At 40.3% G+C, this 21461-nt stretch carries 19 protein-coding genes and 1 pseudogene; 7 read left to right on the top strand and 13 right to left on the bottom strand.

The window, feature by feature from the left end; genetic code table 11:
- The first annotated feature begins 154 nt into the window (after positions 1–154).
- From BLT_RS0103830 to bshB2, 3 genes are all read left to right on the top strand, one after another.
- A complete protein-coding gene (locus BLT_RS0103830) occupies positions 155–451 on the top strand; it encodes a DUF3817 domain-containing protein (RefSeq protein ID WP_017726486.1) in 297 nt (98 codons plus the stop codon).
- Positions 452–674: 223 nt separating this feature from the next.
- The gene (locus BLT_RS0103825) at positions 675–1022 is read left to right on the top strand and encodes a YojF family protein (RefSeq protein ID WP_017726485.1); all 348 of its coding nucleotides are present in this window, start codon (positions 675–677) and stop codon (positions 1020–1022) included.
- A gap of 21 nt (positions 1023–1043) precedes the next feature.
- On the top strand, positions 1044–1727 hold the full coding sequence (gene bshB2, locus BLT_RS0103820; protein WP_026104979.1) for a bacillithiol biosynthesis deacetylase BshB2: 684 nt from the start codon (positions 1044–1046) through the stop codon (positions 1725–1727).
- Between the two features lie 59 nt (positions 1728–1786).
- Here bshB2 and ssuE read toward each other — a convergent pair whose 3' ends face one another.
- From ssuE to BLT_RS0103805, 3 genes are all read right to left on the bottom strand, one after another.
- The gene (gene ssuE, locus BLT_RS0103815; protein WP_017726483.1) at positions 1787–2317 is read right to left on the bottom strand and encodes an NADPH-dependent FMN reductase; all 531 of its coding nucleotides are present in this window, start codon (positions 2315–2317) and stop codon (positions 1787–1789) included.
- Positions 2318–2538: 221 nt separating this feature from the next.
- Positions 2539–3453 carry a peptidoglycan-binding protein gene (locus tag BLT_RS0103810; RefSeq protein ID WP_017726482.1) on the bottom strand — a complete coding sequence of 305 codons (915 nt, stop codon included), beginning with the start codon at positions 3451–3453 and terminating at the stop codon, positions 2539–2541.
- 334 nt (positions 3454–3787) lie between these two features.
- On the bottom strand, positions 3788–4993 hold the full coding sequence (locus tag BLT_RS0103805; protein WP_017726481.1) for a nitrate/nitrite transporter: 1206 nt from the start codon (positions 4991–4993) through the stop codon (positions 3788–3790).
- A 298-nt stretch (positions 4994–5291) separates the two neighbouring features.
- Here BLT_RS0103805 and BLT_RS0103800 point away from each other — a divergent pair, with 298 nt between their 5' ends.
- Genes BLT_RS0103800 through BLT_RS0103790 form a run of 3 tightly spaced genes read left to right on the top strand, consistent with a single transcriptional unit; the run spans position 5292 to position 8999 of the window.
- Entirely contained in the window at positions 5292–6785 is a 1494-nt protein-coding gene (locus tag BLT_RS0103800; protein ID WP_017726480.1) for a spore germination protein, read from the top strand.
- A gap of 4 nt (positions 6786–6789) precedes the next feature.
- A complete protein-coding gene (locus BLT_RS0103795; RefSeq protein ID WP_017726479.1) occupies positions 6790–7905 on the top strand; it encodes a GerAB/ArcD/ProY family transporter in 1116 nt (371 codons plus the stop codon).
- A 2-nt stretch (positions 7906–7907) separates the two neighbouring features.
- Positions 7908–8999, top strand: coding sequence for a Ger(x)C family spore germination protein (locus BLT_RS0103790; RefSeq protein WP_017726478.1), 1092 nt, complete (start codon positions 7908–7910; stop codon positions 8997–8999).
- 78 nt (positions 9000–9077) lie between these two features.
- On the opposite strand, the gene BLT_RS0103785 is transcribed toward BLT_RS0103790, so the two are convergent.
- The 9 genes from BLT_RS0103785 to BLT_RS0103745 all read right to left on the bottom strand — a co-directional run bounded on the left by BLT_RS0103785 (position 9078) and on the right by BLT_RS0103745 (position 19653).
- A complete protein-coding gene (locus BLT_RS0103785; protein ID WP_017726477.1) occupies positions 9078–10250 on the bottom strand; it encodes an iron-containing alcohol dehydrogenase in 1173 nt (390 codons plus the stop codon).
- Between the two features lie 386 nt (positions 10251–10636).
- The gene (locus tag BLT_RS0103780; RefSeq protein ID WP_017726476.1) at positions 10637–11608 is read right to left on the bottom strand and encodes a sugar phosphate isomerase/epimerase family protein; all 972 of its coding nucleotides are present in this window, start codon (positions 11606–11608) and stop codon (positions 10637–10639) included.
- A gap of 18 nt (positions 11609–11626) precedes the next feature.
- Entirely contained in the window at positions 11627–12760 is a 1134-nt protein-coding gene (locus tag BLT_RS0103775; RefSeq protein ID WP_017726475.1) for a Gfo/Idh/MocA family protein, read from the bottom strand.
- Positions 12761–12786: 26 nt separating this feature from the next.
- Positions 12787–13743, bottom strand: a complete 957-nt coding sequence (locus BLT_RS0103770; RefSeq protein ID WP_017726474.1) for an ABC transporter permease — start codon at positions 13741–13743, stop codon at positions 12787–12789.
- Positions 13724–15223, bottom strand: coding sequence for a sugar ABC transporter ATP-binding protein (locus BLT_RS0103765; RefSeq protein ID WP_017726473.1), 1500 nt, complete (start codon positions 15221–15223; stop codon positions 13724–13726). The genes BLT_RS0103770 and BLT_RS0103765 overlap by 20 nt, the downstream gene beginning before the upstream one ends.
- Before the next feature lie 64 nt (positions 15224–15287).
- On the bottom strand, positions 15288–16430 hold the full coding sequence (locus tag BLT_RS0103760; protein WP_035425456.1) for a Gfo/Idh/MocA family protein: 1143 nt from the start codon (positions 16428–16430) through the stop codon (positions 15288–15290).
- A 65-nt stretch (positions 16431–16495) separates the two neighbouring features.
- Positions 16496–17689, bottom strand: coding sequence for a substrate-binding domain-containing protein (locus BLT_RS0103755; RefSeq protein WP_017726471.1), 1194 nt, complete (start codon positions 17687–17689; stop codon positions 16496–16498).
- A gap of 46 nt (positions 17690–17735) precedes the next feature.
- Positions 17736–18554 (bottom strand): sugar phosphate isomerase/epimerase family protein, encoded by an 819-nt coding sequence (locus BLT_RS0103750; protein ID WP_394295493.1) that lies wholly within the window; start codon positions 18552–18554, stop codon positions 17736–17738.
- Positions 18555–18633: 79 nt separating this feature from the next.
- On the bottom strand, positions 18634–19653 hold the full coding sequence (locus BLT_RS0103745) for a LacI family DNA-binding transcriptional regulator (protein WP_017726469.1): 1020 nt from the start codon (positions 19651–19653) through the stop codon (positions 18634–18636).
- Positions 19654–20040: 387 nt separating this feature from the next.
- On the opposite strand from BLT_RS0103745, the gene hxlA reads away from it, so the two are divergent.
- Entirely contained in the window at positions 20041–20673 is a 633-nt protein-coding gene (gene hxlA, locus BLT_RS0103740; RefSeq protein WP_017726468.1) for a 3-hexulose-6-phosphate synthase, read from the top strand.
- A gap of 663 nt (positions 20674–21336) precedes the next feature.
- Here hxlA and BLT_RS22935 read toward each other — a convergent pair.
- Positions 21337–21461: pseudogene (locus BLT_RS22935) on the bottom strand (phosphogluconate dehydrogenase (NAD(+)-dependent, decarboxylating)); the annotation flags it as partial.

The following is a 21461-nucleotide window of genomic DNA, read 5'->3' as shown; positions in this document are numbered from 1 at the left end:
GGCAAGATTTGTAAGCACCTGAAAGACGAGGAATTCAAGCTAATTTATCCCCTTTAGTTCATTCAATGTTCATCGATTTTACATACCTTCTTTTTTCGATTGTTGCTATAATAAAAAGATTAGATCAAGATGCTATATCTTTGGAGTTGATACAATGTTGAATACACCTGTTAAACGTTTTCGCTTGATTGGCTACCTTGAGGGAATTTCATTTTTGCTTCTTCTCGGGATTGCCATGCCTCTAAAATACATGTTTGACCTCCCACTTGCTGTCACTATCGTTGGTGCGATCCACGGAGGACTTTTCATCCTGTATATTTTAGCAATTCTTTATATGAAAATCGTAACGGATTGGTGGCGTTTTTCTCACTCATTTCTAGCCATTGTTGCCTCCGTTCTCCCTTTTGGGCCATTTATCCTTGATGCGAAATTATTAAAAGGACGTATGTAAAGCGAATGCAGTGAAGAACAGCATTCGTTTTTTAGTTGAAAAGGGGGAGGACCTCCAACATAGTGGTCAATGATATACTGTCTCTCACAAGACTTGCTTGCGATTTTCTTAGAATGAGCTGCTCTATGGAAATTTCTAGGATGATGAAGAACGATTATTGGTATCGCAGCTGCTCATTTTGTATAATACTAGTAAGCGTTGCTTCGGAAGAGGAGGTTTTAGAATGGATTTGATTCAACCGAAAAATGTGCAAACCTTGATTGACCAATTTGCACAGCAAGATGTCTACATACATTTAGAAACGACCAATGGTGCCTATGCTTCACATTTTAATGAGTCTTTCTTTTCTGCAGGCGCATATATACGGAACGCACAAGTAAACTACGAGCACGGAAAAATTACAGGTGAAGGCCCTTATCGTGTCGGGTTAAAGCTAGCGATCGGTTGGGTATATGCTGAAGGGCTTACCCATGCAGAACTAGATGAACAAGGACGGCTGCTGCTTGCAGGCCATGACTTTGACGGGAAGCTGGCGGTCGCTTTAGAAATAAGTAAGAACCCTTTTGAATAGGGGGAAAGGAACGTGTCTCTTATGGAACAAGAACGACAAGTGCTTGTCATTTTTCCTCACCCTGATGATGAAGCTTTCGGCGTATCAGGTACGATTTCACTCCATGTAAAAAACGGTACGCCTGTAACCTATGCCTGCCTAACATTAGGAGAAATGGGCAGAAATTTAGGTAACCCTCCGTTTGCCACAAGAGAGTCCCTACCATTGATTCGTAAAAATGAATTACAACAAGCCGCAAAAGTGATGGGCATTGATGACTTACGGATGATGGGCTTCCGAGATAAGACAATTGAATTTGAAAACGACAAAGCTTTAACCGAGCTTTTTAGTCAATTAATCGATGAATTGAATCCATCCCTTGTCATTACTTTCTATCCTGGTTACTCCGTACATCCTGATCATGAAGCAACAGGACGCGCCGTCGTTCGTGCTGTAAGGCGTCTGCCTATTGATAAGCGACCAAAGCTTCATTGCGTTGCCTTTTCTAACAACCACATGGAAGAGCTTGGGCCTCCTGATATTGTCAATGATGTACGTGAGGTCTCTGAGCAGAAAATCAAGGCGATGCAAGCACATATATCACAAACAGCTTGGATGTTAAAAGATATGGAAGAAAAATGGGCAAAGCAAGATCCAGAAGCCCTCGCTTGGTTGAACACTGAACGATTCTGGACATATAAATGGAATGATGATCTAGTAAAATAAGAGCCTTGCAAAAAGAAGCGCCTCCCTTCATTGTTGGGTAGGCGCTTCTTTACTGAAAGCTATTTAGAAATAGCCATGACCAAATCATGCAAAGCGTTGCTTAGCCGAACTTCAATCTCTTCATCAATCTCATATTTTTCATTATCGGTCCAGTTTAATTGCGTATCAAGACTGTATACCCCACCTAAAACATGACGCGCCCCTAAGGAATTCAACACAGGCTTTAATCCATAATCAATCGCTAGTAAATGACCAAATGTTCCACCTGTCATTAATGGAAGAACCGCTTTACCTCGTAACCCATCTTGGGGGAGAAGGTCTAGATATGTTTTCAGAATGCCAGTATAGGATGCTTTATAGACGGGTGAAGCAACAATCACACCATCTGCTTCAGCGACCTTTGCATGGCTTTCTTTTAATGGCTCACTGTTAAAATTAACATGAAGTAAATCTTCTGGAGGAAGATCACGCACATAAATGGTCTCAACTTCAATACCACGTTCAGTTAACTGCTTTTCTAAATATCGAGTCATGATCGTCGTTCTTGATGTGGTCGTTGGGCTTCCTACAATACTTACTACTCGCGCCATATGTAACAACTCCCTTTTCATTATCTTAAGCTTATACTATGTCGATTCTTCCATTGTAAACCAATCCCTTTCAAAACCTCAAGTCAACCCTTTTCTGTTGTAAAAATAGGCTGCGATTGTATCCATCTTTCAACAGTAGCACTTAAGAACATCATTGCACATAAAAACCCCCCTGATTCGTTCAACACGACCAAGGGAGCATTCAGATTCGCTATTTTCTATTAATCAAGTACTGTCACTGTTACAGTTTGCCGACCAAAGTTCCTCGCTTCTTCCTTTGTTGGCATATGAAGGTCGATCTTGTGACCATTGATGGCACCGCCAGTATCACCAGCAATGGCTTCTCCATACCCTTCAACATGGACACGTGTTCCAAGCGGAATCACATTAGGGTCAACGGCAACAACCTTTGCATTTGGATTGCTGCGTAAGTCAATACCCGTTGCAGTTGTACCTGAGCAGCCTTCGCAATAAGCCGTATATGCTGTTGCTTCCATTTCATAGGTTGCTTGTTCAGCTGATGATGGGGCAACCTCTGTGGAAGCTGTTGTTGTAGCTTGTACTTGCTTTGGTGCCGCAGCCTCTGACTCTCTCGTTGCTTCTGCTGTTGCATTGGTTGAATAATAGAGCGTTGCATACGTTTCAGGCCCAGCTAGACCGTCTACCCCAATTCCTTCAGCCTGCTGAAATGCCTTGACAGCCTTTTGTGTTGCTGAATCGAAGACACCATGTACTTCGTTTTCATAGTAACCTAGATTTTGCAATTTCTGTTGCAAATCTTCAACAAGCTTATTTTCATCACCCTCACGTAAAATTAATAGAGAGCCAAGCGTTTGCGGACCTGCAATTCCATCGACTACTAGATGATAATCTTTCTGGAAGGATGTTACGGCATCCAATGTTTCTTGATTATATGAACCATTCACTTGGCCTTCATCTAGAAAGCCTTGATCGGTTAATAGCTCTTGTAGCTGTTCAACCTTTGTACCTTCTGCTCCTTCTTGAAGCAGGGTTACTTCTGAACTCCATTTACCGCTCGCATCCGATCCATTTGGTAACGCAAAGAGTACGACACCAGCGACTGCTAATGGTAAACCAATGTTACGTAACAATCGAGCTGTATGATTTTTTTTCATGATGTGAACCTCCTTTGTAAGTTGCCACGTGTTGAATCGTACCAAGCCCCGTTAAAACAAGCAATGCTTTTCCCCCTTTCTTAATTGAATCGAAATATGATTGTAAAAAAGGAAAAACATTTGAAACATATCACCTTACTCTCGGGATAAACCACAGTCGAAATACAACAAAATCCCACAAATAGTGAGACTTACTCACATTCAACTGTTTAATCCATTTCTAAGCTTCCCCCTGAGATGATCACCCTTTTTCACAACAAAAAAGGCCTAACCCCTGCTGACGCTAAAAGAGTTAGACCTTACATCATATTATTTTTAATTCAAGACATAGCTGTTAAATACGGACCGATTTCCCTGAAAGCTTCCATTGCTTTCTCCAGCCAGCTTGCACAATAAAGAGCATTCCTAGAGCAACAAGAGCAACCATTGAAAAAGTAATAAATCCGCTAGCATAAGTACCAGTTATCTGCTTTAGAGTTCCTAAAATATTTGGTAAAAAGAATCCCCCAATCCCACCAGCTGCGCCTACAATTCCTGTGACCATGCCGATTTCTTTTTGGAAGCGTTGAGGAACCAACTGAAAAATCGCCCCATTTCCCATGCCGAGACATCCCATTCCGATAAATAAAATGACGGTTACAACGGCAATGGGTGGTAATAGACTGACACCAAACATGCAAATCGCTACACCGATAAATAAAAACTGCAACAAACGGACGCCTCCAATTTTGTCGGCAATGAACCCACCAACTGGACGAAGAAAGCTTCCTGCTGCAACAACAAATGTAACAAAGTCTCCCGCTCGTACACCAGAGACATTGTATTGCGTCACGAAAAAATAACTTAAGAAGCTTGCTAAGCCGACAAACCCACCAAATGTCACACTATAGAGAAAACAAAAATACCACGTATCTCTTTCTTTAAACACAAGAAAATAATTCTTGACTGGCTTCGGCTTCGGCTGATTAGGAGGCTCTTTTGCCATCAAAATGTACGAGAGCAACACAAGCGCTAGAGGAATCAAAGCCAAACCCATGACACCATTCCAGCCAAAACTTTCGGCAAGACGTGGTCCAAAGAGTGTGGCAAACAGCGTACCGCTATTCCCTGCTCCTGCTATCCCCATGGCTAACCCTTGCAAATGAGGCGGATACCAGCGACTTGCCATCGGAAGAGAAGCTGAAAAGCTCGCTCCTGCCACACCTAATAAAATTCCAATTGCATAAAGTTCAACGATCGTATGACCAAACTGCCAACCCCAAACGAGGGGAATCATTGTAACAATCATTCCACCGATCCCCGTTTTTTTAGGTCCAAACCGGTCAGTCAATACGCCTAGTATAATGCGAAAAACGGAACCTGCTAAAATAGGAATAGCCACGATCAAGCCAATTTGAGCAGGTGTTAAGCCAAAATCGGCTGTCAAATACACCCCTAATGCGCCTAATAACACCCATATCATAAAACTGACATCAAAATATAAGAAGGAAGAAAGTAAAGAAGGTGCGTGTCCACTCTTTTTTAAATCCGACAGTTTCATATTCAACACTCCCACATTTATTCATTTATTTAATCTAATTATTTCAAAGATTTTTTCTTATATCTGTAAGTATGTAAGCTTTACTGACACAAAAAAACTACTAAGCAAGACAGCCTAGCTAAGGACGAGTACCTAATAATAAAAAAAATCGACATACTTATAACAAATTTCCAATCTAGAAGGTTGGTTCACCACTAATTTCAATTTAATGAAAGGATTAGGGTAAAAAAAAAAGAACCTGAGCATACTAAAAGCTAGAGCTTGCTTAAGACCAATTCATAAGATTTCAGGTGATCTGATGTTTTTGTTTCGAAATAAGTTTAGAAATAAAAATCAGCAAGAACAGAAAAAGTCTCAAGCCACAGATCAACAAACAGCTGTAACCTTTGAAGCCCTTAAACAGCTGCTTGCTAATATGGAAGATGCTGAGATCATTGTCCGGCAGATGAAGAGTGGCAATAAAATTATGCTTATCTACATGCGAACGCTAATCGATGTTGAACGAATGAACGAATCGATCATTGGACCTTTACTTCAATGTTCCGATCAGCCGCTTGATCATTGCATTACAACATCGAAAGTATTAGAAATCACTAAATTAGAAGATGCAAAAGAACAGCTAATGACCGGATCCATCCTTCTATTTGACAATACAGCAAACAAATGGTGGTATGTCCGCTTACAAAACCCGTTAAGCCGCGGCATTGAAACCTCTGAAACAGAAACGATCCTCTATGGAGCAAAAGATAGCTTTAGTGAACAATTAGAAAACAATATCACGTTAATTCGCAGGCGGCTTCCAATTACAACGTTAAAGACTGAAACGTTTACAGTCGGTTCCTTATCAAAAACAAACGTCGTTCTTATGTACATTGAAGATGTGACAAACCCTACCTTTATAAAAATTGCAAAAGAGAAAATCATGAGTATCGATTATGACATGTTTCTTGACTCCTCCCAAATTGCCGCTTTCATGGAGGATCATATGCACAGTGTCTTTCCACAGTTTCAACAAACGGATCGACCGGATATGGTTGCTTACTCTTTAGGCGTTGGGAAATTAACCATTTTTGTGAGTAACACACCATTTGCCTTAATCGCTCCAATTACTTTTTTTCACCTTTTTCAGTCACCTGAGGATTATATCAATCGCTGGCTTGTCGCTAGCTTTTTACGGAGCATTCGTTATTTAAGCTTTCTATTATCTTTAGTATTAATGCCTCTATATGTAGCACTTTCAACTCATAATTACCAAATGTTACCATTACAAATCCTTTCTGTTTTACTAGAATCGAGAAGCAAATTACCTTTCACCCCTTTTTGGGAATCGTTTTTAATTTTAGGAACGATGGAAATTATTAAAGAAGCTAGCTTACGTATGCCGACGAAATCAAGCCAAACCTTAGGTGTCATCGGTGGTATTATTGTTGGCCAAGCTGCTGTAGAAGCAGGCTTTGCCAGTAAAGTATTAATTGTACTCGCTGGTATATCGGCCATTGCTTCATTTTTAGTGCCCAATTATTTAATGACGAAATCGCATACACTCATTCAATTTATATTTTTAATCCTCTCTCTTTATTTAGGGATTTTCGGCATCATGATTGGATTCGTTGGCTTGCTTGCCCATTTAAATAGCCTTACTTCTTTAAAACAGCCTTACCTGGCACCAGTCTCGCCATTTTACTGGAAAGACTGGATTGATCTGTTCATTCGTGGCCCTTTGCAGTGGACGAAAATCCGTCCTCTTTCTTTGTATCCTTTGCAAAAATGGCGTTATAGTCGAAGGAGATGATTTTATGTCCCTCTCTTCCTTATATATGAAAACATCGACTTTAGGTGGTGAATATGCCTTATTTTTTGTCAATCGAATGCAAATGCTCTACTTAGTTTTGCTCATGCCAATTTATTTGATTGACCCGTATATGATTTGGATCATTCTTGCAGTCGGTGTCGCTTCACATTTTAACCTTGTGATTTTCTCGAAATGGTTTTCCTCAGACCATTCAAGAAATGGCTACCAAGGATTTGTGCAGCTTTTTGGTAAACGTCCGATTCGTTTTTTCACGGTTATTGGCTTACTTGTTATTGTTCTAAAAGTCACTGTTTTCGTAATCGGGTATGTGGAAATCGTTCAGCAATTTATGTTCCCTTCCATTAACACAAATTGGCTGATTATTGTTCTTTTTTTGTGCAGCTGCTATTTAGCTGCAAAGGGAATGGAAAATACGCTACGCTTTGCTGTAATCGTATTTTTAAGTTTAGTTTGGGTAATTTTTCTTTTTTTCTTTTTTTATTTTCCACCGATCGCCTCTTTACGTGATTTATATCCACTCTTCCCCTCAGAATGGTCGCTCCATTCTTGGAAAGGTGTATTATTTGTCTGGTCTTCCTTATCAGGACCAGAATACTTGATTTTTTTGGCACCTTGGTTCGCTCCACAGCAAACGTTTAAAAAACATTTACTCTATGCAAATGCCCTTTCTGTCCTAGAATACATCATCTTGTTTATTGCTTCGTTATTTTTTTTCGGTGCACATTACTTAGAAAAAACCAACTTCCCAATTGTTAATATGCTCCGCTATATCCAGTCGCCTGTTTTCGAAAGAATTGATTTAATCTTGCTGACTTTTTATATTTTTCATTATGCATTTGTACTTGCCATTTTTTTGTTATTGTTTTATGGTGCCATCCGGATTATTGGTAACAAGGTCCATAAGCAGCCGACGCCGATTGGCTTTGTTATATGCAGTCTATTCATTCTTGCATGCATGATCTTGGTAAACGAAGGCATTTGGCAAGACGAAGCCAAACAAAACCTCTGGCTTAACACGCAGCTTTGGGTTGGTGCTTTGACGTATTTATGTATTCCTACTATTCTTTTCGTTGCAGGAAAACGAAAGGGGTGTATCTAATCATGAAAACAAAAAAGACAACTACAAAGAGCTTGATTGTTTTTACTTTCGTTTTTTTTATCAGCGGGTGTTCTCCTTTTGTTGAAAACAATATGGTTGAAGAAATTGCACCTGTCATTTTTTGGTCTGTTAAAGATACAGGACAAGGAAAAATAAACATCAGTACGATGGTACCTCCTTTAGTAAAAGAAAAAAAGCGTTTAGTTACGTTGGAGGTTGATTTGCTAAAGGAAGGAGAGAAGGAATTTAATTTAGTGTATTACCGAGAATTAAAAGCTGGACAGCTGCGAATGGTTTTCATTAACGAAGAGCTTGCGAAAAAAGGGATTCTTACATTGATCGATACATTATTGAAGGATCTTGATATTTCTCAACGCTTGTACCTTGTCATCGTAACGGGAAGCTTTGAAGAATACATTAACAACCAGGTTGAAAAACAGGAAAATCTCGACTATTTTCTTTATCGAATGTTGAAGCATTACGAAAAAACAAACCAAGGGGAAATGAGCATCGTCAATCTGCATCAGTTTAAAAATAAACTTTATACCCCTTATGCAAGTCCTTATCTGCCAGTTTTTAAAGTAACGGAAGATGATTTTACATATGAAGGGACTGCCCTGTTTCAATTCGATACATTAATGGAAACAATCAAAGATGTGGACGATCAAATCTTCCAGCTTATTGAAAACGATGAATACCTTAAGCTCTTCCCATTACTTAAGTTCTCAACAACGTTGGGTTATCTCCGTTCAACTACGACGATAGAGGTCGATCGAAAAAATGCATCATTTTTTCTTACTGTCAATGTCTCAAGCCTCATTGATGAGTACCAAGGTGATAAAGACCTTAGTAAAGTAACTGAATTAGAAGCACTCATCAAAGAAATTGAAGCCTATTTAGAAACGCGGACAACCGGGTTACTAAAAAAAATGCAAGAGCTGCAAGTCGACCCTTTGGAAATAGGTAGATACACACTTGGCCCTATTACGAAACCAATGGGTGAAGAGGAGTGGCTCAATGAATGGCAGCAAATGAGTGTCCATGTTGATTATAAGCTCGAAATTCAACCTTTAACGAATAAAAATCCTGAATAGCTTGATGCTTAACAAACGTCAAAGCACAAAAAGGTGAAGCTGCAAATAGGCTTCACCTTTGTCGTTTGTTCACTCGATTTATAACTTCCCATAATAGGCATCTTCAATAATGGTTTTTACATCATTTGCATTCGTCAAACGGGGATTCGCCAAAATATTCCCGCTTCTCATTGAATCCTCAATTAATTTTGGCAATTGGTTGAGGGAAACACCTAAGTCTTTAATGTTTGAAGGGATGTCAAACGCCTCATTTAACTCAATGACCATTTCTAATACCTTGCTTGCAGCTTCTGAAGTAGAAAGCCTAGATACATCTGCTCCCATCGCTTCAGCAATATCTTTCATTTTCTCTGGACATGCAGGCAAATTGTATTTTAATACAAACGGTAATAATGTAGCATTTGCAATGCCATGAGGAATATCAAATACACCGCCAAAAGCTTGTGAAATCGCATGAACGTTCCCTAAGCGTGATTGAGAAAAGGCAAAGCCTGCTAGCATGGAAGCTTCTAACATTTCACTTCTGCTCTTCAAATCTGTACCTACGAAATAAGCATTTCGTAAATTTCGACTGATCAGCTTAATCGCTTGTAGAGCAAGGGCTTGACTAACCGGCTGAGCGAGCTTTGAAACATAGGATTCAATCGCATGAGTCAGCGCATCCATACCTGTTGCTGCCGTAATCGACGGTGGACATTTCATCGCTAAAACAGGATCCAATATTGCAATTTTGGGAAAGAGATAAGGACTAATAACCGCTGCTTTAAATAACGTTTTTTCATTTGTAATCACGGTCGATGCTGTCACCTCACTACCTGTACCTGCGGTTGTAGGAATCGCAATGATCGGGAGTGGTGATGTTGAAATCATCCCAACCCCTTCATAATCTAGGACATGGCCTCCACTTGTCGCAATAAAAGCAATCGCCTTTGCCGTATCAATACTGCTCCCTCCACCAATACCAATAACAGCATCACAATCATTTTCTTTTAAGTACGTAACCCCGATTCCAATCGTCTCTGCTTTTGGATTTGGCTCTACTTGATCAAAAATCGCGTAGGATAGTTTCACTGACTCAAGGGATGCGATCACTCCCTCTAATAAGCCTGCATCTCGAATTCCTTTATCCGTTACTATAAGTACTTTTTTTTGGACAACGTCTTTAACGATTTCCCCTGTCCGCTTTGAGCTATTTACCTCACTGACGACATTTGTAGGCATGTAATAGTTGTAGGATTGAATCGTGTTCATGTGATAGCCCCTCCCTATGGGTAACATTGCTTTTCATCTGCTCGTAAAGGAAAGCGCTTACGTTCACATTCGAGCATTCTTTCCTATTTATAAACTTTTGCAACTAATGTGTTACATCCTGTATTACAAGTATACAATATTTTTCCGAAAATTCTATTCAATCATTTGCTATGTTCGTTTTCTGTGGAAAAGGGGACGAAGCTTACAGGACTACCTTTATTGAAATGATGCTCTGAGGCCTCGTTTTCATACCATTTTAAAAGAGCGATCCGCTCAAGAAGGTTTAACTAACCAAATAAAAAAAACGCAAGAACACTCACTTATTTGAGCATTCTCACGCTTTACATTTCTTCAATTGATGTAGAGCATTTACACTTGTAAACCTCTTATGACCACCACATCTCGCCAGGCTGCTCTTTCAGCATCACGTTTTGCAGCATCGAAATTGCTTGCTTTAACCCTTCATCAATGGATGCGAGCATATCTTCATGTTCAATGGAAACAACGTCATCAAATCCAATCGCTTTTAACGTACTAATGATATCACGCCACATTTTTTCTGATGAGCCGTAGCCAATCGTTCGGAACGTCCATGAGCGGTCGAGAATATTACTGTAATGCTTTGTATCTAAAACACCATTAATTTCAATATTTCCTGCGTCTAAGTACGTATCTTTCGCATGGAAATGATAGATCATCTCTTTTTTGCCAAGGAATTTTAATGCTTTAACTGGGTCAATCCCTTGCCAGATGAGATGGCTTGGATCAAAATTGGCACCAATGTTGCTGCTGCCTGTTCGCTCTCTTAATTCAACCAATGTTTCAGGATTATAGACAACAAAGCCAGGATGCATTTCAAAGGCGATTTTAACGCCATGCTCTGCTGCAAATTCCGCCTCTTTTGTCCAATATGGTACGACCACTTCATCCCACTGCCAATTCTTGATTTCTTCGTATTCAGGTGGCCAAGAACACGTCACCCAGTTTGGTAGCTTTGCATTCGGTGAATCTCCTGGACAGCCTGAAAATACATTGACAACGTCCACATTAAGTTTTTTAGCGAGTTGAACCGTTTTACGCCATGTTTGATGGTGCTCCTCTGCAATTTCTTTGTTTGGGTGCAGAGGGTTCCCTTGGCAGCTTAAGCCGCTAATTGTCAGGTTTCGGTCTTTAATTGCTTGTAAAAACTGCTCAATTTTTTTGGGGTCATTTAAAAGCTCATCAGGGTCACAATGATTCTTCCCAGGATAATTTCCTGTTCCGATCTCAACTGCCTCAATCCCTAGTTCCACAACTTTGTCTAGCATCGCTTCAAAGGAAAGATCCTGATAGAGCACCGTAAAAACACCAAGCTTCATATTCACTGCCTCCAATTACTAATTTAACGTTATCCATTGTTGTTTTTCGTTGCTTTCAAGGATGGCATCGATCAATTTCATCACATGATGACTCTCTTGAATCGTCGCAAAAGAACCGACTTCAATCTGTCCATTTTCAATTGTTTGATAAAAGTCGACAAAAAGGTTTTTCAGAGCATCGGGCCATCCTTCTTGATGCCCGCCAGGATAATGGGCATATTTTACCGCACGTTCATCTAATAACGAGGGATCCTTTACTAATTCTTTATTCGCTTCATCCCGATGACCAATCCATAGCGTATTCGGCTTTTCCTGGTCCCAATAATATGCGGCTTGTTCTGTAGAAATCTCAAAATGAAAATGATTTTTGCGCCCTGCTGTTACTTGGGAAACCGTGAAAGAGCCCTTCACACCATCTTCAAATCTTACTAAAACACTTCCGAAATCTTCTGTTGAAATTAGACGCTTTTCAACCTCACCAGACGTTGCAGAGCCAAAGGTTTGCTGCTCTTCCTTTGCCTTAAATCGCTCTTTATGCACCGTTTCAAGATCAGCGAACACTGCGACAATTTTTTTACCAAGAACAAACTGAATCGTATCGCACCAATGGGAGCCAATGTCGGCAATCGCACGCGATGGACCATTCATTTCAGGTTCAAGTCTCCAGTTATAATCACTTGGATAGAGAAGCCAGTCTTGAATATATCCACCTCTAACTAAAAACGGCTTTCCATGCTGCCGATCAGAAATCATCGCTTTTAGCTGCTGCACCATTGGAAAGAAACGATAATTAAAGCATACCCCAGCAATTCCACGACTTTTCTCCGCTAGCTGCAGCAATTGTTCGGATTGCTTGCTGTTAAGAGCGAGCGGCTTTTCCGATATAATATGCTTGTTTTTTTCTAACGCATATTTCATCACGTCAAAGTGAACATGATTCGGTGTACAATTATGAATGACCTCAACCTCTTCATCATCAATAAGCGCATAAAAGTCGTCATAGCTTTTTCGGATATCGTACTTTTTGGCAAATGCCCTTGCTTTCTCTAGATTCCTTGACGAAATCGCAATAATGTTAACATTATGCAGTCTCTTTAAAGCTTCAATATGCGCTTGAGCTGTAAAGCCTGTGCCTACGATCCCTACCTTCATGTTGTTGCCTCCTTACTATTTTAATCTTATTGCTTCGCTTTTCTACCAAAGGCAACAGCGAGTATAATAATGAGTCCCTGCACAACCATCTGTTGGCTCACATCTAAGCCCATTAGGATTAACCCGTTGTTAATGGTCCCAATCATCACAGAACCGATAACGGTACCAATAACGGTTCCTACGCCACCAAATAGACTTGTTCCCCCAAGAATAACTGCAGCAATAACAGATAATTCATCACCAGTACCAAATGTGAAGCGTCCAGCTTGCATCCGCCCTGCATAAAGCATTCCCGCTAAGGCGGCCATCAAACCTGATGCCATAAAGACGTATAAACGGACTCGGTTCGTATTAATACCTGTAAACCTTGCTGCACTATCATTACCACCTGTGGCAAGCGTTTGCCGACCGAACGTCGATTTTCTCAACATAATATGACCAATGACAGCAATGACGATTGTCCACAGTAGTAAGATTGGAATACCAAATACATCTCCTGAGCCAAATAAGAAGATATAGCTCTCATTTAAAATTGGAACTGGAGCGGTGTCGGAAATCCACATCGCCAAACCTCTCGCAATTCCCATCATGGCAAGTGTCACCAAGAAAGATGGAATCATAATTTTCGTTACTAAGAACCCGTTAATAAAACCAATGAGTAGCCCTGTACCAAGCCCGACAGCTACGCCTGGAATTAATCCAACTCCTGATTGTAATGTCAGGGCAGTTGTCAAAGCAGATAACGCAGCAATCGATCCAACCGATAAGTCAATTTCCTTTGAGGAAATAACAAAGGTCATGGCAACACCCATAATCGAAATCATTGCCGTCTGCCTTGCAATATTGAGTAAGTTACCCGATGTTAAAAATCCTTCTGCACTTAAAGAAATCGAGAAGTAAATAAAAACCCCGATAAATGCAAGATAGACAATATTGGTCCGCCAATCGAAATGCTTTAATGAGTTAAACGTTTTGGATGGCACGTTCTACATCCTCCTCTGTTGCAATCTCCCGTCGTTCAATCGAATCTGTTACAACTCCGTTTTTCATGATCAAAATTCGATCACTAATGGCCAGTAATTCGGTCATTTCAGATGAAATAACAATAACTGCTTTTCCCGACTCTGCAATTTCTCGAATCAATTCAATAATTTCACTTTTCGCTCCAATATCGACACCACTTGTAGGTTCATCAAGGATAAGGATATCAGGGTCATTTGCAAGCCATTTTGACAAAACGACTTTTTGCTGATTTCCCCCAGACAAAAGAGAAATCTGCTTAAAAATATGATCGGTTTTTACATTTAGCTTCTTAACGTAATCGTTTACAATTTCATTTGCACGTTTCTCTTGAATAAAGCCATTTTTTGAAACTTTGCTCAAAATCGGCAAAATCATATTTTCTTTGACAGAATGCCCGAGTATAAGTCCCTGAACTCTTCGGTCTTCTGGAACGAGAGCAATGCCTTGACGAATCGCATCCTGAGGGTTTTGAATCGTCACTTTCTGTTCGTTGATTGTGATCTCACCTTCGTCAATTTTATCAATTCCAAATAAGGCTCTTGCCATTTCTGAACGACCGCTTCCCATGAGCCCTGCAACGCCTAAAATCTCACCACGGTATAATTGAAAGCTTGCATTTTCAACCCTTGTACCAGCTTTCAAATTTTCTACCTTTAAGAGCGGCGCTCCAGAGCGATTTACCTGTCGTTCTTCCCATTCAAATGCCTTCTTTAATTTACCACCGACGATATGATTAATCACTTCTTCCATGTTCATGTTTTTACAATAATCGGTTACAACGTTGGTACCGTTTCGAAGGACGGTAATTCGGTCACATACTCGAAAAATTTCATCCATTCGATGGGAAATATAGATAATCGTTATCCCTGAAGCTTTTAGTTTTTCAATCATTTGAAATAGAACCTCAGTTTCTGATTGTGTTAACGTCGATGTTGGTTCGTCCATGATGAGAATTTTTGTATCATTGGAAATAGCCTTGGCGATTTCAGTCATTTGCCAAAATCCCACGCTAATATCTTCGACATAATCAGTTGGAGAAAAATGCAAATCAAGTTCATTGAGGATTTTTTGACTATCCTCAATCATTTTTTTATCATCAATAAAACCAAATCGATTTCTCGGCTCACGATGTAAATAGATATTTTGAGCAACTGTTAACTTAGGAACTAAGCTAAATTCCTGGAAGATCATTGATACCCCAGCTGCGCTTGCATCGTTCGGATTATTCAGTTGAACCTCTTTTCCATCAATCGTGATCGTTCCTCCATCGGAGGTGTAGACACCTGTTAAAATCTTCATTAACGTTGACTTACCTGCGCCGTTCCCGCCCATCAGTGCGTGAACCTCACCTTTTTCCACTTCAAAGTTTACATTGTTTAAAACATTGATTTTATTAAACGACTTTTGAATATTTGTCATGCTTAAGAATGGCTGTGACATGACCAACTCTCCTTTTTAAAAAGGACCTCTTGCACAAGAGGCCCTAAATGTTCACACGTGACCGTTATAGATCCACTCGCACCCAGCGCTGTGATTCAGCTGATTCAAGCATCGCGTCACTTACAAGGGCAATTTTATGACCGTCAAGGAAATTTGGTTCACATTCTTGATTCTTCGTTATCGCTTCAATAAGATGGTACACTTCTACAATTTTTGTTTCACTGTACCCGATTCCAAGTCCTGGAATTGGCCATAATCCTTCACCATACGGGTGGGCTGGTCCAGTATAAATCGTGCGATATCCACGACGGTCGTCTCCATCCTCTGCAAAGCAAACCTGTAATTCATCACGGCGTTCATAGTTGAAATAAAGCGAGCCTTTTTCACCATGAATTTCGAAGGTGAGGAAGTTATGACGCCCCCATGCATTACGGGTTGCTTCAATGCTTCCTACTGCCCCATTTTTGAATCGGAGCAAGGTTGATATTTCATCGTCAACATCCACTGGTCCTTTTTCAGTGTTTCCACCTTTTACGTTCCCAAGTGAATCGATTCCACCTGTTTGAATGGGTCTTTCCTTCACCCATGTTTGTGTTGTCGCCATAACTTCTGCAATATCTCCCACTAAATAGTGAGCAAAATCAATCACATGAGTTCCAATGTCACCTAATGCCCCTGAGCCAGCCTTGTCTTTTTGAAATCTCCATGATAGTGGTGATTCAGGATCTGCTGACCAATCCTGAAGATACGTACCACGGAAGTTCATAATTTTACCGATCGCCCCTTCATCAATAAACTTTTTTGCAAGTGCAACCGCAGGTGTTTTTCGATAGTTGAAAGCAACCATATTTCGAACCTTTGCCTGCTGCACAGCTTCGAGCATTTCCTTTGTCTCTTTCGCATTTCGAGCAAGAGGCTTTTCAGAAATAATATGCTTCCCTGCTTTTGCTGCTGCAATGGCAATTTCTGCATGGGAATCATTTGGCGTTACGATGTCAATAATATCGATTTCCGGATCCTCAACGACTGAGCGCCAGTCTGTTGAATAGTTTTCAAAGCCGAGTCGTTCTGCTGCAGCTTTTGCTAATTCCTCCGTTACATCGACAATTGTTTTCCGATAAGGGGTTGCTTCTGTATTTGTAAAGAACATTGGCATGGACGCATACGCCATTGAGTGAGCTTTCGCCATAAAACCAGCACCGATCATTCCGACATTTAATTGTTTCTTCAAAATAATTCCTCCTTCAATCTATCAGTTTCATTCGATTTTTTTTACTCTGCTGCATTTTGAATTTCTTCTGGAGCAGGCTCACTATAGACAAGCTCCCAAGATTCTACGACGTTATCCTGAGTAACCGACAGTGCAGGAACGGCAATATAAGGCGGAGCTTCTTTTCCAAGTAATGCATAACCAGCTAAGATCGCTTCGGCTACCCCCTGATCATAAGGAAGCTGCGCACCTACACCTTTAATATTTCCACCTCTAGCCATGTCTAACGCAACACCTGATCCAAGGTCAATCGTTGTGACAACAAGGTCATCTCGCCCTGCACTACGAGCTGCAGACAATGCGCCTTCCGCTGGAACATCCCACACGACGAACATCCCATCAAGGTCTGCATTTCTTGTTAGCATCGCTGCTGCAACTTGCTCACCATCTTCAGGATTTGCAATTCCACTACGGTCAACAATTTCAATATTTGGATATTCTTCTTTAATCGTCGTTTCAAAAGCTTCCACACGTTGTGCTGTCACAAAGAAATCTGCGTCATGATAAATCACACCGATTTTACCTTCTCCACCTAATGCTTCAGCCATTTCGTGAGCAGCAGCTACACCGTTTCCGTAGTTATCAGCCGATACAACGCTTACATAATCTTCTCCAGGAGTAAATCCATCTGGTACGTTATCCATAAAGACAAGCTTCGTACCTGCTTCTGCTGCTTGTCTGTAAGCGCTCGCAGATGAGACTGGATCAACTGGAATACTTACTAAAATGTCAGGCTGTCTTGCCATGATTGTTTCAATATCAGACATTTGCTTTTCAACACTAAATTGGCCGTCTGTTACGGCAATGACGTCAATTCCCATTTTTGCAAACGTTGCCTCAAGCCCGTTCACTTGCGCTCTTGACCAGTCATTTCCTGCATAGTGCATTGCTATCGCCGCCGTATATTCGCCCTTTCGAATTTCTTCAATTTCTTCTTCTGTTAAAACAAGGTCATGAGCAGATTCTGCCACCTCTCCTTGAGGTCCTTTACTAAAGATTTCAGTATCTTTCGGTATGCCTGGATTGATTGTAATCGGCCCATCTACTTCTACATCCTCAGCCTGCTCCGCTTGCTCACCGCCATTTGTATCCCCTGCTTGCTCAGGAGGTGACGCACTGTCGTCCGCGCCACAACCAGATGCAATCAGAAGAGCACTCAAGGTAAAAGAAAAAGCAACAGTTTTCATTTTTTTCATGGTTTACTTCCCCCTTATTAATTACTATTGTAATCGATTACAAATTTTATATAAGATTAAATTGATTCTTCAAATAATCCTTACTGATTTGTGCACCCTTTTTCGGATCGTCAAATGCATCAAGCTCAACCGTTATCCATCCATCAAAATCGATTTCATTTAAAACATTCATCATCGCAGAGAAGGATTGTTTTCCTTCACCTAATGGAAGAAAATTTGTTCCTTCTAAATCTTTAAAATGAACGTATTTCAATCTATCCTTGTACTTCTTCATGAGTTCAGCAGGGTTTCCACCACCAGCCTCCAAGTGAGCCGTATCTGGACAGAAATTAATATCTGTTAAGCTAAAGATTTTCTCAATTTGCTCAGGTGATTCACCTAATGAACCAAGATGTGGGTGGTAGTGAGGAACCAATCCATACTTATTTGCAATCTTGATCACCTTATTTAGACCATCGGCTAATTTTTCGTAATCATTCTCTTGAATACCTGTTGAGCGAATCGCTCCTCCACCAACGACTAAATGAATACAGCCTAGTTCAGCTGCACGTTTGGCAACGGTTTCAATCTTTTCTAATTCTTCAGGAAGGATTTCAGAATAAATGAAATTCGCACCTGTATATACTCCGACAAATTCAAGATTATATTGGGTTAAAAGTTTTTTGAAATCCTCAGCATCATAAGCCATTAAGTTTCCCTCAAATATTTCAATCCCCTTGTAACCGGATTCAGAAATGTCTTTAAATGCTTCCTCTGTTGAGCCGTGAGTTAAATAATATGAATCCTTTATGGACGTTACACCACCAGGATGTCCTACAACTCCGCCCCACGTATTTGTTTGATAAGCAAGTTTCAACTTAATCACTCCTTAATCATACTGTTTTTATGATGGCTGACTGTGGAAATATGGTGCGACGAACACCCCCTTTAATGGGTAAAGCTTCTTACTTCCATGAAAAGTTTGTCTTCACATCATGTCCACAAGATTTACGTATAATTAAATCATCATCTAACACAAATTGTTGCTGTGAAAGTGTCTTTTTACCCAATAATTCGATTAATAAATTCATTGCTTTCCTGCCTATTTTATAGGTTGGCTGACGGATCGTCGTCAGCGGCGGATCGTAATAGGAAGCGATTTCAATATCATCAAAACCAACAACTGCAATATCTTCTGGTACTCGTAAACCTCGGTGTTTAATCGCATGAATCGCTCCAATTGCCATTTCATCATTTGCTGCAAAAACAGCATCTGGTCGTGATTCCATTGCCAGCAATTTTGTCATCACATTGTAGCCTGATTCAACTGTAAAATCTCCTTCTTGAATCGACGATGACTTGATCGGCCGTTCACGGGCTTGCAGCGCTTGCTTGTAGCCCTTTAACCGATCAATGCTTAAAATCGTATTCATCGGTCCTGAAATATGGGCGATATTCTTATAACCAAGTCCAAGAAGATACTCAGTCATTTTCCTTGCACTGCTTATATTATCAATAGATACAGTAGGAATCATCGATCCCTCAATATATTCACAGGCAAGGACAACGGGATGCTTTTCACTGATCGTATGGAGAACCTCTGGATTTATACGTGATGTTAACATAATTAAGCCATCCACTTGCTTTTGTTCAAGCATATCTACGTAATTTTGCTCTTGAAAGCCAGAGTGTTCAACATCCATCAAAAGGACACGGTATCCTTCTTGATTGGCATATGTTTGAATTCCTCGCAAAACATTTGAGAAAAATGGGTTAGTAATATTTGGTATGACAACTAAAATCGTCATTGTTTGCGAGGTTCGTAGATAACGACCTAAAGCATTCGGTTGGTAATTTAATTCTTCTATCGCTTTTAAAACCTGCTCTTTTTTCGCTTTTGATACATTAGAAGATTTGCTAAGTACTCTAGAAACAGTTGCGACAGAAACATTTGCACGTTTGGCCACATCTTTAATTGTCGACATAAACAACTACCTCACTTCAAGATGTAATCGATTACATCTTTGATTCTCATCTTACTGCCACTCACATTTAGTGTCAAGCATTTATTTTCGTCATTCAATTCCCTTATTTTCACTAGATTCATCGCATCTTTGTTCAACATTCTTTTAGTAGCTTGGGTTCTCAGCTTTTATAATCATTTTCCACAGCAAAATCAACTCTATTAAGTTCCATTATTTACATACGACCGCCATTTCTTATAGTATACTTTTCGACACTATGTAAATTTAAAGTGCGTACTTCCAACTAAATCATTCCTCACTTATACTTATGACTCAGCTACAGTGTAGTGAATGCATCTGTAAAGAGATGCAATCAAAACGAAATTTCTTAGTAGGAGTGAAGATTGCATGAAACTTCAATTAGCGTTAGATCTAGTAGACATTCCAGGAGCGATCGAATTAGTAAAAGAAGTAGAAGAGCACATTGATGTGGTGGAAATCGGTACACCTGTGATTATCAATGAAGGACTGAAAGCGGTGAAGGAAGTGAAAGCAGCCTTCCCTAATTTAACGGTGTTAGCGGACCTTAAAATCATGGACGCAGCTGCCTATGAAGTAAGCCAAGCCTCTGCGGCTGGTGCTGACATTATCACGATTCTTGGCGCAGCGGAGGATCAGTCGATCAAAGGTGCTGTTGAAGAAGCGAAAAAACAAGGCAAGCAAATTCTTGTTGATATGATCGCAGTCAAAGACATTGCTACACGTGCCAAAGAGCTGGACGAGTTTGGTGTTGACTACATTTGTGTCCACACAGGCTATGACCTTCAAGCAGTTGGTCAAAACTCGTTTGAAGACCTTCAAACGATTAAAAGTGTTGTTAAAAATGCAAAAACAGCGATCGCTGGTGGAATTAAATTAGAAACGTTGCCAGAAGTGATTAAAGCACAACCAGATCTTGTCATCGTTGGTGGTGGAATCACAGGTCAAGAGGATAAAAAAGCGGCGGCTGCAGAAATGCAAAAATGGATCCAACAAGGGTAATGAGCATGCAAACGACAGATTATCTAGCGGAAATCATTGCTGAGTTAAAGCGGACTGCTGACCTGCTCAAGCACGCCAACCTTGAATAGGCATATGCATAAAGAGACCGCAAAGCAGTTTATTCAACAGGCTTTGCGGTTTTATTTTTTTATTACCGTAGGGAGGAGCAATCTTTAATATTCCACATGGCTTAGCAAGTGCCCTTTTTCTTCCGTATGTCATTGACTTTAATAAAAAAGCGAATAGCTCCGTTTCGCTGATATAGCAAGAATGCTTGGACTTTCTGGAAACACGGACAATGAGCTCATCGACTCTTTTACAGAGCTACTTCGCCATTTAAATAGAGCGTTTGACATCGCATTAACCTTAAAAGAATTCGGTGTCAACAACAAAGAGTTCGAAAAGCATTTAGATAAAATAGCAGCAGGGTTGAGGACCCTTGTACGCCAGCTAACCCTCGTGAAGTATCAGTAGAAGATATGGAAAAGCTTTACGCCGCTGCATTTAACGGCGAAAAAATAGTAATCTTCTAATCCCTTACCTTACCTTACCGCTTTGCTCAGGTGTAAAACGAGATTTTGCACTTGAGCTTTTTTAGCTTTAAAAAAGCTACCCCCCCCTTTTCATGTGTACCATAAAGGGGGGGAGCCTTTTTATAATGTATTATTTTTTCTCTACCGCATGGCCACCAAATTCATTCCGCAGCGCTGCAACTACTTTCCCTGTGAATGTATCATCTTCTAACGAGCGATAACGCATGAGTAGAGACATAGCGATGACTGGCGTTG

The organism is Halalkalibacterium ligniniphilum, from assembly GCF_000334155.1.
In the GTDB taxonomy this organism is placed as follows: domain Bacteria; phylum Bacillota; class Bacilli; order Bacillales; family Bacillaceae_D; genus Halalkalibacterium; species Halalkalibacterium ligniniphilum.
Note: the sequence above shows the minus strand (reverse complement) of the source record. Positions and strands in the feature narration are given on the sequence as shown.

Excerpts from the sequence above, each read along its gene's own strand:
- BLT_RS0103830 (WP_017726486.1), top strand. The coding sequence starts at position 155 with ATGTTGAATACACCTGTTAAACGTTTTCGCTTGATTGGCTACCTTGAG.
- BLT_RS0103825 (WP_017726485.1), top strand. The coding sequence starts at position 675 with ATGGATTTGATTCAACCGAAAAATGTGCAAACCTTGATTGACCAATTT.
- bshB2 (WP_026104979.1), top strand. The coding sequence starts at position 1,044 with ATGGAACAAGAACGACAAGTGCTTGTCATTTTTCCTCACCCTGATGAT.
- ssuE (WP_017726483.1), bottom strand. The coding sequence starts at position 2,317 with ATGGCGCGAGTAGTAAGTATTGTAGGAAGCCCAACGACCACATCAAGA.
- BLT_RS0103810 (WP_017726482.1), bottom strand. The coding sequence starts at position 3,453 with ATGAAAAAAAATCATACAGCTCGATTGTTACGTAACATTGGTTTACCA.
- BLT_RS0103805 (WP_017726481.1), bottom strand. The coding sequence starts at position 4,993 with ATGAAACTGTCGGATTTAAAAAAGAGTGGACACGCACCTTCTTTACTT.
- BLT_RS0103800 (WP_017726480.1), top strand. The coding sequence starts at position 5,292 with ATGTTTTTGTTTCGAAATAAGTTTAGAAATAAAAATCAGCAAGAACAG.
- BLT_RS0103795 (WP_017726479.1), top strand. The coding sequence starts at position 6,790 with ATGTCCCTCTCTTCCTTATATATGAAAACATCGACTTTAGGTGGTGAA.
- BLT_RS0103790 (WP_017726478.1), top strand. The coding sequence starts at position 7,908 with ATGAAAACAAAAAAGACAACTACAAAGAGCTTGATTGTTTTTACTTTC.
- BLT_RS0103785 (WP_017726477.1), bottom strand. The coding sequence starts at position 10,250 with ATGAACACGATTCAATCCTACAACTATTACATGCCTACAAATGTCGTC.
- BLT_RS0103780 (WP_017726476.1), bottom strand. The coding sequence starts at position 11,608 with ATGAAGCTTGGTGTTTTTACGGTGCTCTATCAGGATCTTTCCTTTGAA.
- BLT_RS0103775 (WP_017726475.1), bottom strand. The coding sequence starts at position 12,760 with ATGAAGGTAGGGATCGTAGGCACAGGCTTTACAGCTCAAGCGCATATT.
- BLT_RS0103765 (WP_017726473.1), bottom strand. The coding sequence starts at position 15,223 with ATGTCACAGCCATTCTTAAGCATGACAAATATTCAAAAGTCGTTTAAT.
- BLT_RS0103760 (WP_035425456.1), bottom strand. The coding sequence starts at position 16,430 with ATGATCGGTGCTGGTTTTATGGCGAAAGCTCACTCAATGGCGTATGCG.
- BLT_RS0103755 (WP_017726471.1), bottom strand. The coding sequence starts at position 17,689 with ATGAAAAAAATGAAAACTGTTGCTTTTTCTTTTACCTTGAGTGCTCTT.
- BLT_RS0103745 (WP_017726469.1), bottom strand. The coding sequence starts at position 19,653 with ATGTCGACAATTAAAGATGTGGCCAAACGTGCAAATGTTTCTGTCGCA.
- hxlA (WP_017726468.1), top strand. The coding sequence starts at position 20,041 with ATGAAACTTCAATTAGCGTTAGATCTAGTAGACATTCCAGGAGCGATC.